This window comes from Pseudomonas sp. 1121_17, from assembly GCF_052850745.1.
The window spans coordinates 576061-592269 of sequence record NZ_VXCX01000001.1 but is presented as its reverse complement, the minus strand read 5'-3'; the positions used below and the strand labels follow the sequence as shown (position 1 = coordinate 592269).

General features: G+C 63.1%; 14 protein-coding genes. 8 read left to right on the top strand and 6 right to left on the bottom strand.

Features of this window, described 5'->3' with window-relative positions; all coding sequences use genetic code 11:
• Positions 1 to 93: 93 nt before the first annotated feature.
• A complete protein-coding gene (locus FW789_RS02710; protein WP_446430844.1) occupies positions 94 to 1461 on the top strand; it encodes an NAD(P)-dependent oxidoreductase in 1368 nt (455 codons plus the stop codon).
• Positions 1462 to 2736, top strand: a complete 1275-nt coding sequence (gene preA, locus FW789_RS02705) for an NAD-dependent dihydropyrimidine dehydrogenase subunit PreA (protein ID WP_427116049.1) — start codon at positions 1462 to 1464, stop codon at positions 2734 to 2736.
• A gap of 52 nt (positions 2737 to 2788) precedes the next feature.
• On the opposite strand, the gene FW789_RS02700 is transcribed toward preA, so the two are convergent.
• From FW789_RS02700 to gnd, 6 genes are all read right to left on the bottom strand, one after another.
• Positions 2789 to 3409, bottom strand: coding sequence for a TetR/AcrR family transcriptional regulator (locus tag FW789_RS02700; protein ID WP_101320893.1), 621 nt, complete (start codon positions 3407 to 3409; stop codon positions 2789 to 2791).
• A gap of 54 nt (positions 3410 to 3463) precedes the next feature.
• Positions 3464 to 4654 (bottom strand): MFS transporter, encoded by a 1191-nt coding sequence (locus FW789_RS02695; protein WP_446430843.1) that lies wholly within the window; start codon positions 4652 to 4654, stop codon positions 3464 to 3466.
• A 121-nt stretch (positions 4655 to 4775) separates the two neighbouring features.
• Positions 4776 to 5234, bottom strand: coding sequence for a GNAT family N-acetyltransferase (locus FW789_RS02690; RefSeq protein WP_411562852.1), 459 nt, complete (start codon positions 5232 to 5234; stop codon positions 4776 to 4778).
• A 38-nt stretch (positions 5235 to 5272) separates the two neighbouring features.
• Complete coding sequence (locus tag FW789_RS02685; RefSeq protein ID WP_207073051.1) at positions 5273 to 7063, bottom strand: glycoside hydrolase family 15 protein; 1791 nt, start codon at positions 7061 to 7063, stop codon at positions 5273 to 5275.
• A 72-nt stretch (positions 7064 to 7135) separates the two neighbouring features.
• The gene (gene zwf, locus FW789_RS02680) at positions 7136 to 8638 is read right to left on the bottom strand and encodes a glucose-6-phosphate dehydrogenase (RefSeq protein WP_207073050.1); all 1503 of its coding nucleotides are present in this window, start codon (positions 8636 to 8638) and stop codon (positions 7136 to 7138) included.
• Positions 8635 to 9618 carry a phosphogluconate dehydrogenase (NAD(+)-dependent, decarboxylating) gene (gene gnd / locus FW789_RS02675; RefSeq protein ID WP_186698856.1) on the bottom strand — a complete coding sequence of 328 codons (984 nt, stop codon included), beginning with the start codon at positions 9616 to 9618 and terminating at the stop codon, positions 8635 to 8637. The genes zwf and gnd overlap by 4 nt, the downstream gene beginning before the upstream one ends.
• A gap of 198 nt (positions 9619 to 9816) precedes the next feature.
• Here gnd and FW789_RS02670 point away from each other — a divergent pair, with 198 nt between their 5' ends.
• The 6 genes from FW789_RS02670 (at position 9817) to FW789_RS02645 (ending at position 16096) form a co-directional block, all read left to right on the top strand.
• Positions 9817 to 9984 (top strand): DUF6026 family protein, encoded by a 168-nt coding sequence (locus FW789_RS02670; protein ID WP_178080778.1) that lies wholly within the window; start codon positions 9817 to 9819, stop codon positions 9982 to 9984.
• Positions 9985 to 10074: 90 nt separating this feature from the next.
• Entirely contained in the window at positions 10075 to 10530 is a 456-nt protein-coding gene (locus FW789_RS02665; protein WP_186698855.1) for an SgcJ/EcaC family oxidoreductase, read from the top strand.
• A gap of 144 nt (positions 10531 to 10674) precedes the next feature.
• Positions 10675 to 11193, top strand: a complete 519-nt coding sequence (locus FW789_RS02660) for a sigma-70 family RNA polymerase sigma factor (protein ID WP_103437908.1) — start codon at positions 10675 to 10677, stop codon at positions 11191 to 11193.
• Positions 11190 to 12116 carry a DUF4880 domain-containing protein gene (locus tag FW789_RS02655; RefSeq protein ID WP_207073047.1) on the top strand — a complete coding sequence of 309 codons (927 nt, stop codon included), beginning with the start codon at positions 11190 to 11192 and terminating at the stop codon, positions 12114 to 12116. The genes FW789_RS02660 and FW789_RS02655 overlap by 4 nt, the downstream gene beginning before the upstream one ends.
• An 813-nt stretch (positions 12117 to 12929) precedes the next feature.
• A complete protein-coding gene (locus FW789_RS02650) occupies positions 12930 to 15251 on the top strand; it encodes a TonB-dependent siderophore receptor (RefSeq protein WP_207073046.1) in 2322 nt (773 codons plus the stop codon).
• 11 nt (positions 15252 to 15262) lie between these two features.
• The gene (locus tag FW789_RS02645; RefSeq protein WP_225912992.1) at positions 15263 to 16096 is read left to right on the top strand and encodes an alpha/beta hydrolase; all 834 of its coding nucleotides are present in this window, start codon (positions 15263 to 15265) and stop codon (positions 16094 to 16096) included.
• Positions 16097 to 16209 lie beyond the last annotated feature (113 nt).

Below are 16209 nucleotides of genomic sequence, written 5' to 3'. Positions count from 1 at the left end.
CGCAGCCGTATTGCTGTTGTCTGCCATCAACCCAGACCGGCCAGGCGAGTAACCGCCGCCTGTACCGACAAAAAAAAGAGAGAGGCTCCAACCGTGATCGATGCCCTGAAGCACTTGCCGCGCCCGCGTGCCGGCGCCGAACAACTGGCCGATAACTTCGGCGATCTCGCCCCACCCCTCACCGCCCGCCAGGCCGCTGTGGAAAGCGCTCGCTGCCTGTATTGCTTCGATGCACCGTGCATCAACGCGTGCCCCAGCGATATCGACATTCCGTCGTTCATCCACCGAATCAGCGACGACAACCTGCAAGGTGCGGCCGAGAAGATTCTCTCGGCGAACATCCTCGGCGGCAGCTGCGCGCGGGTCTGTCCGACCGAGATCCTCTGCCAGCAAGCCTGCGTACGCAACAGCGCCCAGGAATGCGCACCGGTCCTGATCGGCTTGCTGCAACGCTACGCAGTAGACAATGCCAATTTCAGTGAGCACCCGTTCAAGCGCTCACCCGCCAGCGGCAAGCGCATTGCCGTGGTCGGCGCAGGCCCTGCCGGGCTGTCGTGCGCGCACCGGCTGGCCATGCACGGGCATGACGTGGTGATCTACGAAGCGCAGGAGAAGGCCGGTGGCCTCAATGAATACGGCATCGCCCGCTACAAGCTGGTGGACGACTACGCCCAGCGCGAGGTCGATTTCTTGCTCGGCATCGGCGGCATCGAGATTCGCCATGGCCAGCGCCTGGGCGCCAACCTCAGCCTCACCGAGCTGCATCAGCAATACGATTCGGTGTTCCTCGGTGTGGGCCTGAATGCCGTGCGCCAGCTGGGTCTGGCGGACGAAGAGGCGCCAGGCCTGCTTGCAGCCACCGAGTACATCCGCGAGCTGCGCCAGGCTGATGACCTCAGCCAACTGCCGCTGGCAGAGCGCTGCCTGGTGATCGGCGCGGGCAACACGGCGATTGATATGGCCGTACAGATGAGCCGCCTCGGCGCTCGCGACGTCAACCTGGTGTATCGCCGCGGCCATGCCGACATGGGCGCCACCGAGCATGAACAGGATATCGCCAAGGCCAACCAAGTCCGCTTGCACACCTGGGCGCGCCCCGATGCGGTGTTGCTGGATGACATGGGTCGCGTGCGTAGCATGCGCTTCATACGTACCGAGATGGCCGACGGTCGCCTGCGCGACACCGGCGAAAGCTTCGAGCTGGCGGCCGATGCCATCTTCAAGGCCATCGGCCAACGCTTCGACGACGCCAGCCTGAGCGACCCACTGGCCGCGCAACTGGCCCGCGACGGCGAGCGCATTCGCGTCGACCAGTGCCTGCGCACCAGCCTACCCGGCGTGTATGCCGGCGGTGACTGCACGGCGCTCGGCCAGGACCTCACCGTAGAGGCAGTGCAACACGGCAAACTGGCCGCTGAAGCCATCCATGCCCAACTCATGCTCAATGTGGAGGCCGCATAAATGGCCGATCTGTCGATCGTATTCGCTGGCATCAAGGCGCCCAACCCGTTCTGGCTGGCCTCCGCACCACCCACCGACAAGGCCTACAACGTGGTTCGCGCATTCGAGGCGGGCTGGGGCGGTGTGGTCTGGAAAACCCTCGGCGAAGACCCGGCCGCAGTCAACGTGTCGTCGCGCTACTCGGCGCACTTCGGCGCCAACCGGCTGGTGCAGGGCATCAACAATATCGAACTGATCACCGACCGTTCCCTGGAGATCAACCTGCGCGAGATTACCCAGGTGAAGAAGGACTGGCCGGATCGCGCGCTGATCGTGTCGCTGATGGTGCCCTGTGAAGAGGAGTCGTGGAAGTTCATCCTGCCGCTGGTCGAAGCCACCGGCGCCGACGGCATCGAGCTCAACTTTGGCTGCCCCCACGGCATGCCCGAGCGCGGCATGGGCGCGGCGGTCGGCCAGGTGCCCGAATACGTCGAGATGGTTACCCGCTGGTGCAAGACCTACTGCTCGCTGCCGGTGATCGTCAAGTTGACGCCGAACATCACCGACATCCGCCAGTCGGCCCGCGCTGCCCATCGCGGAGGCGCCGATGCGGTGTCGCTGATCAACACCATCAACTCGATCACCAGCGTCGATCTGGACCGCATGGTCGCCCACCCTATCGTTGGCGATCAGAGCACCCACGGCGGCTACTGCGGCTCGGCGGTCAAGCCGATCGCGCTGAACATGGTTGCAGAAATTGCCCGCGATCCGCAGACCCGCGGCTTGCCGATCTGCGGCATCGGTGGCATTGGCAACTGGCGTGATGCTGCCGAGTTCATCGCCCTGGGCAGTGGCGCGGTACAGGTGTGCACGGCGGCGATGCTGCATGGTTTTCGGATTGTCGAGGACATGCAGGACGGCTTGTCGCGCTGGATGGATCAGCATGGCCATCAAAGCCTGGAAGCGTTCTGCGGTCAGGCGGTGGCGCACACGACTGACTGGAAGTACCTAGACATCAACTATCAGGTCATCGCCAAGATCGATCAGGATGCCTGCATCGGTTGTGGCCGCTGCCATATTGCCTGCGAAGACACCTCGCACCAGGCCATCGACAGCACGGTCAAGGCTGATGGCACGCACATCTACAGCGTGATCGATCAGGAGTGTGTGGGCTGTAACCTGTGCCAGATCACCTGCCCGGTCGAGAATTGTATCGAGATGGTCCCGCAGGACACCGGCAAGCCTTATCTGAACTGGACCCAGGACCCGCGCAACCCCTACCGCGAAGCCAGCTGAGGGCTGAACAGCGGCTATACAGTGCGCCGGGCTCAAGCCCGGCGCAGCTGTTTCAGGGCTCCAGGCCGATCCCGCGCAGGATCACCCCGGTTACGGTCTGGATGGCGCGCTCAAAGGCCATGTCCGACAGCGGCTCACCACCATTGAGCAACGTCACCTGATAGCCAAAGTCGGCGTAGTGCTGGGTGGCGGCCCAGATCATGTACAGCAAGGCAGACGGCTCGACCGGCAGAATCTGCCCTTCTTCGACCCAGCGACGGATCTTGTTCTCCTTCAACTGCGCCCACGGCACCAGGCTTTCGTCCAGACTGGTGCCGAGCAGCGGCGCGCCGTGAAGCATCTCTTCAGCCCAGATCTTTGAGCCCAGCGAGCGCGAGCGCGAGTGGCTCATCTTGGCCCGGATATAACTGGTCAGCACCACCCGCGGGTCGTCGAAACGCTCGAAGCACAGGGCGTCCTGCTTCCACACTTCGAGCAGGTCCTGCAGCACGGCGCGGTACAGGTCGTCTTTGGTGTTGAAGTAGTAATGCAGGTTGGACCGCGGCAGCTCGGCCTGCTCGGCGATATCGCCCATCGACGTCGCGCCGAAGCCCTTCTCGGCGAAGACCTTTTCGGCAGCGTGGAGAATCTTTTCGACGTTACGGCGGCGGATCTCGATCTTGTGGTTGGCCATGGCCTGTCCAAAACGACTGAAACCCGTCAAGGCTAACAGTTTTGCCGGCGTTACTCACTCGGCAAGCGGCGCTCTGCGCTGCAGGCGTTGCAACAGGCAACGGCCAGCTGCAAGCGCCCAGACCAACAGCGCGATCACGCTGACGGTGAACAACATGCCCGAGACGCCGCTCTGGCTGATCAGCTTACCGGCGAAGAACGGGAAGCCGAATACGCCGATGAAATACGCCAGGCTGAACAGCAGCAACGCCTGCGCGGTCCGTTGCGGCGGCGCTTCATTGGCTGCCAGGCCATTGATCACCGAGTAATTCAGGCCATAGCCGATGCCCAGCACGCCGGCAGCCAGCACATAGCTGAGGCTGTCATGCACCCAGCTGGCAAAACCCAGCACGGCGATCAGCATCAACGTGGTCAATGCCAGCGAGGTCGGCAGCGGGCTGCGCTTGACCACCCAGCCAGCGATCAACAACCGGCAGGTGATGGCGGCGCCCATGAAACCGATGAAAAACAGCGAATAGTCCAGACCAAGACTGGCCGCGTAACTGGTCTGGAAACTGCCCATGCCGCCAAAGATCGCCCCACCCAGGCCGACCATCACGATCGACAACGCCGAGCGCGAGCGCAGCACCTCGGCCGCCGAGCGCAGGCTGATCTGTACCGGCTCGCTGGGGCGCTGCTGGGCGATGGCGGTGGCCGCGCCCAAGCGCCAGAAGTAGCCACCGCCCAGCGCTGCGGTCAACGCGGCAGTGATGAACGTGGCCTGCACCGGCAGCCCCGCCAGCGCCGCCAACTTGCCCGCCAAAGGGCCGCTGCCGATGCCGGCCAGCATGCTCCCGGACAACAGCGCAAAGCAGTGCGTGCGCCGCGCCGGCGCGACCATCGCCGCGACCATGATCGGCCCCACGGTGTAGAACACGCCCCAGCCGATGCCAAGCAGTGCGCCGCAAGCCATCAGCATCAGGCCCAGCCCCGGCGCCATGGCGAAGCCCAGTGACGCGAGCACAAGGCACAATGCACCCAGCGCAATACAGCGGGCCGCGCCTAAACGCTGTAGCACGTGGCCGGAAACCAGCACCGCGATCAGAGTACTGACCATGGCCACCGCGAACACCTGACCAGCATCGTGCTCGTTACCGCCGAACGAGCGCACCAGCAGCGACAGCAGAAAGGTCGCGCCATAGGCAATCGAGAGCAGGAAGCTGGCAAAGCAGAAGGCGCCGAAACGAGGGGTGGCGGGTGAGTTCATCGGCGCGATCCGTGGGCTACTGGGAGCTGATTTCTAACACGGCCGGAGGCTGCCTTAGGCATGCCAATGCCGGAGTTTAGTTAACCAGGATTGCATCTTTCAGTCTGGATGACCGCGCTCGCTAGAGATCGCGGGCCATCAGCCACTGCTCCTTGTCCCAGGCCTCGAAGCGTTGCAGCACATGCCAGCCGCGCTTGGCGTAGTAAGCGCTCTGGTCGTGGGTGTGCAGGTACAGGCGAGGGATGCCCAGTGAGCTGGCGTGGGCGCAGATCGCTTCGATCAACTGCGCCGCCAGGCCCCTGCCGCGAGCCTCGGGTTCGATCAGTACACATGCCAGCCAAGGGCCGAGGTCTGGTCGCTCAGGCAGGTCAGCGGCTGCCAGGCAGGCGCCGCCCAGCAAGCGCCCTTGCTCGAGCGCGACCAGGCACTTCCAGTCACCATTGCGCTGGCCCTCGGCAAACTCCACTTGCCAGTCGGCCAGCGGCTGCGTTGCATACTCGTAGCTGAATTGCTGGTGAAGCCGTTGCGCCATATCGGCGCAGTGGTGCATGTGCTGTTCGAGCCAGTGCAGCGAATGCATGAGCAAATCCTTTACAGGCAGATCCCTGAAGACCGCATTCAACCACAACGCGCCCGCGCCGGACACTGCACCTTATGCAGGTTCAACGCGGTGTTGATGATGCCGATATGGCTGAATGCCTGCGGGAAGTTGCCGAGCATACGCTGCCCGGTTGGGTCGTATTGCTCGGCCAGCAAGCCAAGGTCGTTGCATAGCCCGAGCAAGCGCTGATACAGCGCGTCGGCCTGCTCGTGGCGACCCTGCAGCACATACACGTCAGCCAACCAGAACGAACATACCAGGAACGTCCCCTCCCCCGACGACAGCCCATCGCCGCAACTGTCACTGTCGTAACGCAGCAACAAGCCGTTCTTCTGCAGCCGGCTTTCGATCTGCTCCAGGGTGCGGACAAAACGTGGATCGTCGGCTGGCAAGAATCCGGTCAGGGCAATCTGCAGCAGGCTGGCGTCCATTTCGCTGGAGCCGTAGGCTTGGACGAAATGCTCACCGCTTGGGTCGAGCCCCTTGGTACAGACTTCGCGGTGAATCTCGTCCGCCACCCGACGGTAATGCTTGCTGCGATCAAGCTCCTCTTCGGTGGTTTCCGCCAGGCTCGCGGCACGGTCAAAAGCGACCCAGGCCATGACCTTGGAATGCACGAAGTGCTGGGGGCCGCCGCGCACTTCCCAGATACCTTCGTCCGGCTCGCGCCAGATGCTCTCCACATAGGGCAGGATCAACCGCGCAATGGCCGCGCTGCGGGGATGGCGCGGCAGGCCGCCCTTGATCGCCTGGGTCATGGCATCGGCAACTTCGCCATAAATATCCAGCTGATGCTGCCCGGCCGCAGCGTTGCCGACCCGTACCGGCTGAGAGTGCTCATAGCCCGCCAGCCACGGCAGGTCGTACTCCTGCAGATCGCGCTCACCGGCCAGGCCGTACATGATCTGCATCTGCTCAGGGTTGCCCGCCACCGAACGCAGCAGCCATTCGCGCCAGGCTTGCGCCTCGTCGAAGTAGCCCAGGTTCATGAATGCCAGCAAGGTCATGGTCGCATCGCGCAGCCAGCAATATCGGTAGTCCCAGTTACGCTCACCGCCGACCCGTTCTGGCAGCGAGGTGGTCACCGCCGCGACGATGCCGCCAGTTGGCGCATAGGTCATCGCTTTGAGCGTGATCAGTGAACGCCTCACCTGAGCGCTATAGCGGCCAACGTCGGGGCAGCGGCCGGCAAAGGTCTGCCACTCGTTGAGGGTATGGACAAATGCCTCGTCCAGGTCGCAGTCGGGCTGCACCGGCAGATGCGAAGGCTGATGGCGCAGGCTGAACACCTGGCGCTCGCCGGCAGCTACGCGAAAGCGCACACCGGTATGGTGGTCCCAGGCATGGGTGGCGACGCTGCTGGAAAGAATCAGGCGGTCGGGCCCAGCCACCGCGCTGAGGGTCAGCAGGTCGATCTTTTCCACCCAGGGCACGCTGCGGCCGTAATCAAAACGCAGCACCAGGTCCATCTCGAAGCTGGTCTCGCCAGCAAGCCCCTCGACGATGCGAATCACTGAGTTGGTGTCACCCAGCGGCATCAAATCAAGCACCCGCGCCCGACCGCTGGCGGTGCTGTACACCGTTTCCAGAATCAGGCTGTCTTCAAGGTACTGGCGCGTGCTGCTCTCAACCGGATCGGAGGGCGCCAGGCGCCAGCGGCCGTTCTCTTCGTTGCCGAGCAAGGCGGCAAACACCGCCGCGGCGTCGAACCGCGGCAGGCATAGCCAGTCGATCGAACCGTCGCGGCTGACCAGGGCGGCGCTACGGCAGTTGCCGAGCAGAGCGTAGTCTTCGATCGGGGCTGGCATTGAAACTCCTTGGCATGGGTTGAACAGGTTGGGCGGGTTAAATCACCGAAAAGTTCTACCGACCCGGCAACATCAGCCCAGGCTATGCCACTCACGCTTGTCACGGCTGAGCAGCTCGTTGCCCGCTTCCGGGCCATCCTCGCCGGCGGGGTATTCATGCACCTTGCTCTCGCTGGCCCAGGCATCGAGAAACGGCTGTACGGCACGCCAGCCGTTTTCGATGTTGTCAGCGCGCTGGAACAGCGTCTGGTCACCGGTCAGGCAGTCGTAGATCAAGGTCTCGTAGCCGGTGGCCGGCGGCATCTTGAAAAAGTCCTTGTAGGCAAATCCGAGCTCGACATTCTCCATGATCATCTCCGGCCCCGGGCGCTTGGCCTGCAGGTCGAACCACATACCTTCATTGGGCTGGATCTGGATTTTCAGGTAGTTGGGCTTGGGTCGCTCCAGCTCCGATTCACGAAACTGGGCGTACGGCGCTGGCTTGAAGCAGATGGCGATCTCGGTGTCACGCACACTCATGCGCTTGCCGGTACGCAGGTAAAAAGGCACCCCAGCCCAACGCCAGTTGTCGATCATCACCTTCAAGGCAACGTAGGTTTCGGTCTGGCTGTCGGGGGCTACGTTGGCTTCTTCGCGGTATCCCGGCACGCGCTTGCGGCCCTGCTTGCCGACGCTGTACTGGCCACGCACCGAGTTTTTCAGGGCCATCTTGGTCGACCAAGGGCGGATGGCGCCGATCACCTTGGCCTTCTCGCCGCGCACCGCATCGGCGCCGAATGCAGCTGGTGGCTCCATGGCGACCATGGCCAACAGCTGGAACAGGTGATTGGGGACCATGTCGCGCAACGCGCCGGTGTTGTCATAGAACGCGCCACGGGTCTCGACGCCGACGGTCTCGGCAGCGGTGATCTGCACGTGGTCGATGTAGTGATTGTTCCAGAACGATTCGAACAGGCCATTGGAGAAGCGGCTGACCAGGATGTTCTGTACGGTCTCTTTGCCCAGATAATGGTCGATGCGGTAGATCTGTCGTTCATGCATGACCTTGAGCAGGCAGGCGTTGAGCGCCTCGGCGCTGGCCAGGTCAGTGCCAAACGGTTTTTCGATCACCACCCGGCGGAAACCCCCAGCCGACTCATCGAGCAAGCCCGCCTCGCCCAGCCGCTGCGCGACCTCAGGGAAGAATCGCGGCGACGTGGCCAGATAGAAGATGGCGTTGCCATGGCGGGTGCCCTCGACGCGCTTGGCCAGGGCCTGATAAGTGGCCGGGTCGAGGAAATCACCGGTCTGGTAATCCAGCCGCTTGGCCAGCCGCGCCCAGACCTTTTCATCGAGATTTTTGGTCGCGCCCTCGCCCTGCTCGCGGTTGGCCATGAAACTGTGCAGGCGCTCGGCAAACTCCTCTGCGCTGGCGGCGTTGTGGTCAACGCCGACGATACGCAAATTGCGATCGAGCAGGCCGTCGCGGCTGAGGTTATACAGCGCCGGCATCAGCAGGCGCTTGACCAGATCACCGCTGGCGCCGAACAGGAACAACGTGCAAGGCGGTGCTGCGGGTATCTTCGCTTGGCTCATGGGCGCTTGTTCTCGACATGCCCGCCAAAGCCCAGGCGCATGGCCGACAGGACCTTGTCGCCGAAGGTGCCCTGCTGCTGGCGTGAACGGAAGCGGGCAAACAGCGCGCTGGACAAAACCGGGACCGGCACGGCCTGCTCGACGGCAGCGTCGATGGTCCAGCGGCCTTCACCACTGTCCGACACCGAACCACTGAACTGAGCCAAGGCCGGGTCGGCGACCAGCGCGTCGGCGGTCAGGTCGAGCAGCCACGAGGTGACCACGCTGCCACGGCGCCAGACTTCGGCGATTTCTGCCACGTTCAAGTCAAAGCGCTGGGCCTCGGGCAATTCATCACTGCCCTTGCTGCGCAGCAGGTCGAAGCCTTCGGCATAGGCCTGCATCAAGCCGTACTCGATGCCGTTGTGGATCATCTTCACGTAGTGGCCGGAGCCTGCCGGGCCGGCATGGATGTAACCGTGCTCGGCACGTGCGTGCGCACCTTCGCGGCCCTGGGTGCGCGGGATCTCGCCAACACCCGGGGCCAGTGCGCTGAACAGCGGCTCCAGGCGCTCAAATACGTCTTTCTCGCCGCCAATCATCATGCAATAGCCGCGCTCCAGGCCCCAGACGCCGCCGGAGGTACCGACATCCAGATAATGCAGGCCACGCTGGGACAGCTCGGCCGCGCGGCGCATGTCGTCCTTGTAGAAGGTGTTGCCGCCGTCGATGATCGCATCGCCTGGTTCGAGCAGGTCGGCCAGCTGGCGGATGGTCTGCTCGGTCGGCTCGCCGGCTGGCAGCATCACCCACACGGCGCGCGGGGCTTTCATTTTTTGAATCATTGCTCCCAGGTCGTGGGCGCCCTGGGCGCCTTCATTTTCCAGGGCGGTGACCGCGTCGCGGTTGCGGTCATGGACCACGGTACGATGCCCGGCACGCATCAGCCGTCTTGCAATATTGCCGCCCATGCGGCCCAGCCCGACGATTCCCAGTTGCATGTGGCGTCGCTCCCCTCAGAAATAAATGACAAGGCGGTTCAGGTTTTCAGATTAGTCCAGCTCATCGGCAAAGGGTTCAGCGACGAACGGCCTGACCACCATAAACAAAAAAGTTCCCAAGCTCGCAGAAAGAATTCAGAATGCGCGCCGTATGAGCGGCTACGCTTAGAATGTCACTAGCCAATTGCGAGGTGTGCAATGGGTACCTTGATGCAAAACACTCCTGTCCAGACCCTTTTTGTTTCCGTTCGCCGTGATGAACTGCGTCGTCTGAAGGAAGAGCGTGACCTGCTGTTGCAACAGGTCGCGCAGTTGAGCCTGCAGCTTGAGCAGGGCAAAAACAGCGAAAAGTCGCTCATTAGCTGAGACCCTTTACCTACATTTATCGCACGTAGTTGTTTCTACCTTGGATGCCTCGCAGGCCCACCCGGCGGCCTGCTTCCAAGGAGTTTCAACATGAACCGCCCCTGCCTTTACCTATCTGTAGCTTTCCTGTGCCTGCCTGCGTACGCGACTGCGGTAACCAAAGAGTGCCAGCCAGTTGCCGACGATGACGTGCTGTCGCTGTTCAGCCAATGGAATGCAAGCTTGCAGAGCGGTGATCCCACGGCCGTGGCCAGGCTGTATACAGCAGACGCGCTGTTGCTACCCACAGTGTCCAGTCTGCCGCGGCTGAGCACTGCCGAGCGTGTTGACTACTTCAAGCATTTCCTTGCTGACCGCCCATCCGGCACGCTCGATAGTCACCATGTCAGCATCGGTTGCAACCAGGCGTCACTGGCCGGGCTGTACACATTCGATTTTGCGGCGACCGGCAAGCAAGTGGCCGCTCGATATACCTTTACCTACAACTGGACCGGCAGCGAGTGGCTGATCAGCCATCATCATTCCTCGCTGCTGCCTGCTGGCTGAAGCTTGCGCCAGGCTTAGCAGGGCACGGCAGGCGGCGCCAAAAGAGCTTCGCAGCAGACAATAAATAAGTTGAATTGGGAACCATTCGCTTTTATCTTGCGCCCGGTCCTCAATTCAACTGTGCCTGTCTGCCAGGGGCGTCGCATGTCGCTGCATGAAACAGATTCGATCATCCCTCTTGAGGTTCTCTACGGCACCCAGCGCAGCTGGCTACAGGCATGGCTGCGGCGTTCGCTGGGCTGCTCGCAGCAGGCTGCCGACCTGGCGCAGGACACGTTCGTGCGCTTGCTGGTGCGCAACCAGCCGATCAGCGACCGCGCCCCGCGGGCGTTGCTGGCGCGCATCGCCCGCGGCCTGGTGATCGATCACTGGCGCCGCGATGCACTGGAACGCGCCTACCTTGAAACCCTGGCCCTGCAGCCAGAGGCCAGTTTTCCATCCCCAGCAGTACGCCATGAGGCGCTGCAATGTCTGGAGCGCATCGCGCAAATGCTCGATGGTCTCAAGCCGGCCGTGCGTGAGGCATTCCTGCTTTACCAACTGAGCGGCCTGACCCACGTGCAAGTGGCCGAGCAGTTAGGTATTTCCAGCCGCACGGCCGAGCGACACGTAGCCAGCGCCCTGCTCCACTGCTATCGGGTGTGCTTCGAGGATGCCCTGTGAGCGCGAGCGCGGAGCGGTTGCCGGAGGCGATCGTGTGCAAGGCCATCGAGTGGCAAATGCGCCTGCGCGATCAGCCGCACCACCCCGAGTTGCAGGCGCAGCTAATGGCCTGGCGGCAGCGCGATGGCCGGCATGAGTTGGCCTGGCTGCGCTTGGGCCAGTTGGCTGGTCAGTTTGACCCCGGGCGGTTACCGGATGCAGCGCAGACCTCGGCCGTGTTACGCCGGGCCGAGGTTGATGTGGGTCGACGGCGGATGCTGTCGTTGCTTGGAGTGGGTTTGGCGGTTGGCAGTGGCGCGTTGCTGTTGAGCCATACCGCACCTGGCTGGCGGAGTGACTTTGCCACGGCTACCGGGGAGCGTCGACGGGTGCCGATGGCCGCTGGTGGTGAGGTGCTGTTGAACACTGACAGTGCAGTGGATATCGAAGCTGGGCGGGTGCTGCTGCGTTCGGGTGAAGTTTTGCTGGACGGGCCTAGCTGGGTTGTCGGTTGCCGCTTCGCCAGTTGTGAAGGGCGCGGAGCGCGGGCGGTGGTGCGGGAGCGGGCTGGGTTCACTGAGGTGCATGTTGCGCGCGGACAAGTGCTGGTGCGCGTGGCTGGCGGGGTGCAGCAGTTGGCTGCGGGGGATGGGGTGGCGGTAGATGGCGGAGGGATCAGGCCGTTGGTAGGCGTGGGGATCGATCCGTTTGGTTGGAGTCGGGGGGTGTTGGTTGCCAGTGATGTGGGGCTTGGGGAGTTTTTGGCCGAGGCTGGGCGGTATCGGGCTGGGTGGCTTGGGTGTGATGCAGGGGTTGCCGGGCTGCGATTGAGTGGGGTGTTTCGTTTGGATGACCCTGAGGGGTTGTTGGGCAATATCGAGCGGTTGTTGCCGGTCAGGGTGGTGGAGCGGACGCGGTGGTGGGTTCGGGTTGTGGCGGTTTGATCTGTGGTCTGCTGCTTGTTTTGTGAGCTTATCCATTTTCTGTTGTGGCAGTGCGGGCCCCTTTCGCCCTTACGGCGAGTCACTTTTTTGGCAAACGCCCCAAAAAAGTAACCAAAAAAGGGCTCGCTCCCACATACGGCCCCTGCGCTGCGCTCCGGGGTCCCCTCACTCCGGCATAGCTCCCGGGAGGACCGCGCTGTACGGCCCATCCTGGGCCGCAGCGCTTGCCGGCCATCCATGGCCGGCACCTCCCTTCGCAATGCCTGCGTTCGGCCTTCTGAGGTCGCTGGTAGATCAAGATCAAGATCAAGAGCACGCCTCGCTGCGCTGGCGCAGATCAAGGGCGGGACCGCAAAGCGGCCCCAGCATTTGACCTTCGCTTTTGATCTGCGCCAGCGCAGCGAGGCGTGCTCTTGATCTTGATCTTGCTCTTGATCCACCGGCGACTCAGGAGGCCGAGCGCAGGTCTTGCGAAGGGAGGTGACGGGCATGGATGCCCGGCAAGCGCTGCGGGCCAGGATGGCCCGTACAGCGCGGTCCTCCCGGGAGCAAGACCGAAGCGAGGGAACCCCGCAGCGCAGCGGAGGGGCCGGATGTGGAGCCAAGCATTTTTTTGGTTACTTTTTTGGGGCGTTTGCCAAAAAAGTGACTCGCCGTAAGGGCGAAAGGGGCCCTAACAGCCACCACAGAAAACGGATAAGCCCACAGAGCCAGAGGACAACCCACAAATAGCCGAAGCCGCCAGAAAAAAACTGTCGGACTTCCCCACCTCATCCGGTTAGCAGTGATATCCCCTCGAACGGACCCGCCCCAATGTCACCCCACAGCAGCAACCTCCCCACCGCCCTGGCCCTGGCCCTGGCCCTCTTGGCCAGCAACGCCAGCGCCGCCGAAAAAACCGCGCCAACCATCCCCCCGGGCCCGCTGGCCCAAGCCCTGAGCACCTTCGCCGAACGCTCGGGCATCACCCTCTCCTTCTCCCCAGAAAACGTTCAAAACCTCACAACCCAAGGCACCCAGCCAGGCGGCACGCTCGACGAAGCCCTCGCCCGCCTGCTCCAGGGCACCAACCTTAGCCCGCACAAAACCCAGTCCGGCTACGTCATCCTGCCCACCGCAACCGACACCAGCCTGCAACTCGACCCCACCAACATCGACGCCAACGCCAGCCAAAGCGCCTTCGCCCCGGTCAGCGGCTACTACGCCAGCAACGCCAGCAGCGCAACCAAGACCGATCGCCCAATCCTTGAAACCGCGCAAAGCGTCAGTGTCGTCACCGCCGCGCAGATCGCCGACCGCAAGGTCGACCGCGTCGAAGACGCCGTCGCCTACACCGCCGGCGTGCGTGTGGGCAGCTCGGGCCTGGACCCGCGCTTTGACATGATCAGCGTGCGCGGTTTCGAAACCACCATGTCCGCCGACTTCCTCGACGGCCTGCGCCAACCCGGCAGCGGCTGGCTGTCGCTGTACCAGACCGAAGCCTACAACCTGGAACGCATCGAAGTGGTCAAAGGCCCTGCTTCGGTGCTGTACGGCCAGATCAGCCCCGGCGGCATGGTCAACAGGGTCAGCAAGCGCCCGAGCCTGGACGCACGCAACGAAGTGCAGATCCAGGCCGGCAACTACAACCACCAACAAGGCCAGTTCGACCTCGGCGGACGCCTGGACGAACAAGGCGACCTGCTCTACCGCGTGGTCGGTGTCTACCGCGATGCAGAAAACTACATCGAGCAACTGAACAACGACGTGCGCCTGATCGCGCCATCGCTGAGCTGGCAGATCGACCCCGACACCCGTCTCACCCTGCTCGCCCAATACCAGGAGCGTGAAACCGCCGGTTCACCGATGCTCTACCAGCAAGGCGAGCACCTGAGCAACTTCTGGCAGGGCGATGAATACTTCGACAAACTCGAACAGCGCCAGTGGACCCTGGGTTACGAGTTCGAGCACATCCTCAACGACACCTTCACCTTCCAGCAAAACCTGCGCTACGGCCAGGTCGACACCACCAACCAGTACATGCAGCCCTTCCAGGAGCGTGGCTCGGTGCTCGATCGACAAGCCGTCGGCGTCTACGAAAACATGACCTCGCTGTCGACCGACACCCGCCTGGTCAGCCGCTTCGATACCGGCAGCCTGCGCCACACCCTGGTCAGCGGTTGGGACTATGCCCTGCTTGAAACCGACCTGCTGTACGCCATGGGCCCCGGGCCTTCGATCGATCGCTACGCGCCCGACTACCACCAGCCGGTTGCGCGCCCGAACACGGCCTGGGCCGACGAGGACGGTCTGGAGCACCGCAGCGGCCTGTACCTGCAAGACCAGATCGAGATCGACCGCTGGCGCCTGTCGGCCGGGCTGCGCCGTGACAAGGTAGATGTTCGCCGCAGCAATCACCTCGCCGGCAGCAAGCGCAAGGACGACGACGCGGCCACCACCGGCTCAATCGGCGCGCTGTACCTGTTCGATAACGGTGTCGCGCCCTACGCCAGCTACGCCACCTCGTTTTTGCCACAGAGCAGCAGCCAGCCCGATGGCAGCCCCTACAAGGCCACTGAGGGCGAGCAATATGAGTTGGGCGTGAAGTACCAACCACCGGGCAGCTCGACCCTGCTCACCGCTTCGCTGTACCACCTGACCCAGCAAAACGTGTTGACCCGCGACCTAGCCGACCCGACCCGCAGCATCGCCACCGGTGAGCAGACCTCCAAGGGCCTGGAGCTGGAAGCGGTATCCGACCTGAGCGAGCGCCTCAAGCTGACTGCCAGCTACAGCTACAACGATGCCGAGGTGACCAAGAGCAACGACGGCAATCAGGGCAAGCAACCGCTCAACGTGCCACGCCATCTGGCATCGATGTGGCTCGACTACCGCTTGCCGTTCGGCCTCGGCCTGGGCGCGGGTGCGCGTTACACCGGCAGCAACTTCGGCGATGCCGCCAACACCCAGAAGAACGAGGGCTACACCCTGGTCGACGCTGGCGTGCACTACGACTTTGCCGGCGACCTGGACGGCGTGCGCCTGGGCTTCAACGCGCGCAACCTGCTCGACAAGCGCTACATCAATTGCCAGCAGGGTTACTGCTATCGCGGCGAGGCACGCAGCCTGGTCACCAGCCTCAGCTATCGCTGGTAAGGAGAACACTGATGATGCGCACACTGTGGATTTACCTGAGCGCCCTGTTTTTTGCCGGGCTGGCACACGCCGCGCCGGTGACACTGGACGGCACTGAACAATGGACGATGAAAAGCGCCCAAGGCCGCGAGTACCGGATCATGGTCAGCCTGCCGGAAGGCGATGTGCCGTGGACCGGCGGCTACCCGGTGATCTACCTGCTCGACGGCAACGCGTACTTCCCGGCCTTCCATGCCGCCAAGCGCGCGCAGGAGCGCTTGCGCGGCTCGATTCTGGTGGCGATCGGTTATCCCAGTGATACCCCGCTGGACTTCGAGCGCCGCGCCTTCGACCTGTCTCCGCCGCAACCAGCCGAACGCAACGTGCCGCCGCAGGGCGGCCAGGACGTGTTTCTGGACTTCATCGAAAAGCGCCTGATGCCTGAGGTCAACAGCCGCTTCAAGGTCGATCAAGACCAACGCAGCCTGGTCGGGCACTCGTTCGGTGGCATGTTCGCGGTGTATACCCTGTTCACCCGCCCGGCGCTGTTTCAGCATGCCGTGGCGATCAGCCCCAGCCTGTGGTGGCGGGACCGCTACTTGCTGGAACACGAGCGCACGTTCACCCAACGCGCCCATGCCGGGCAGATCGACCTCACCCACAGCAGCCTGAACCTGCTGATTGGTGATCGCGAGATGCCCCAAGAGATCCAGGACGCGCGCTCGCTGCAGTTGCGCCTGGAGCAGCTGTCGCAGTACGGCCTGCGCAGTGATTTCCAGATCGAGCCAGGCGAAGACCATATGTCGGCGCCATTTCGTGTTGCCCCGCGCGTGCTCGACGAACTGATGAGCACACGTCGCTACTAACCGACCGACATCACCCAAAATGGCGCACCAATACAGTGCGCCAGATCCAAGGCGCACCCCGCTGGCGCATTGCATCCATGACATAAAAATGTCGTAAATGGTCGACATCTTCG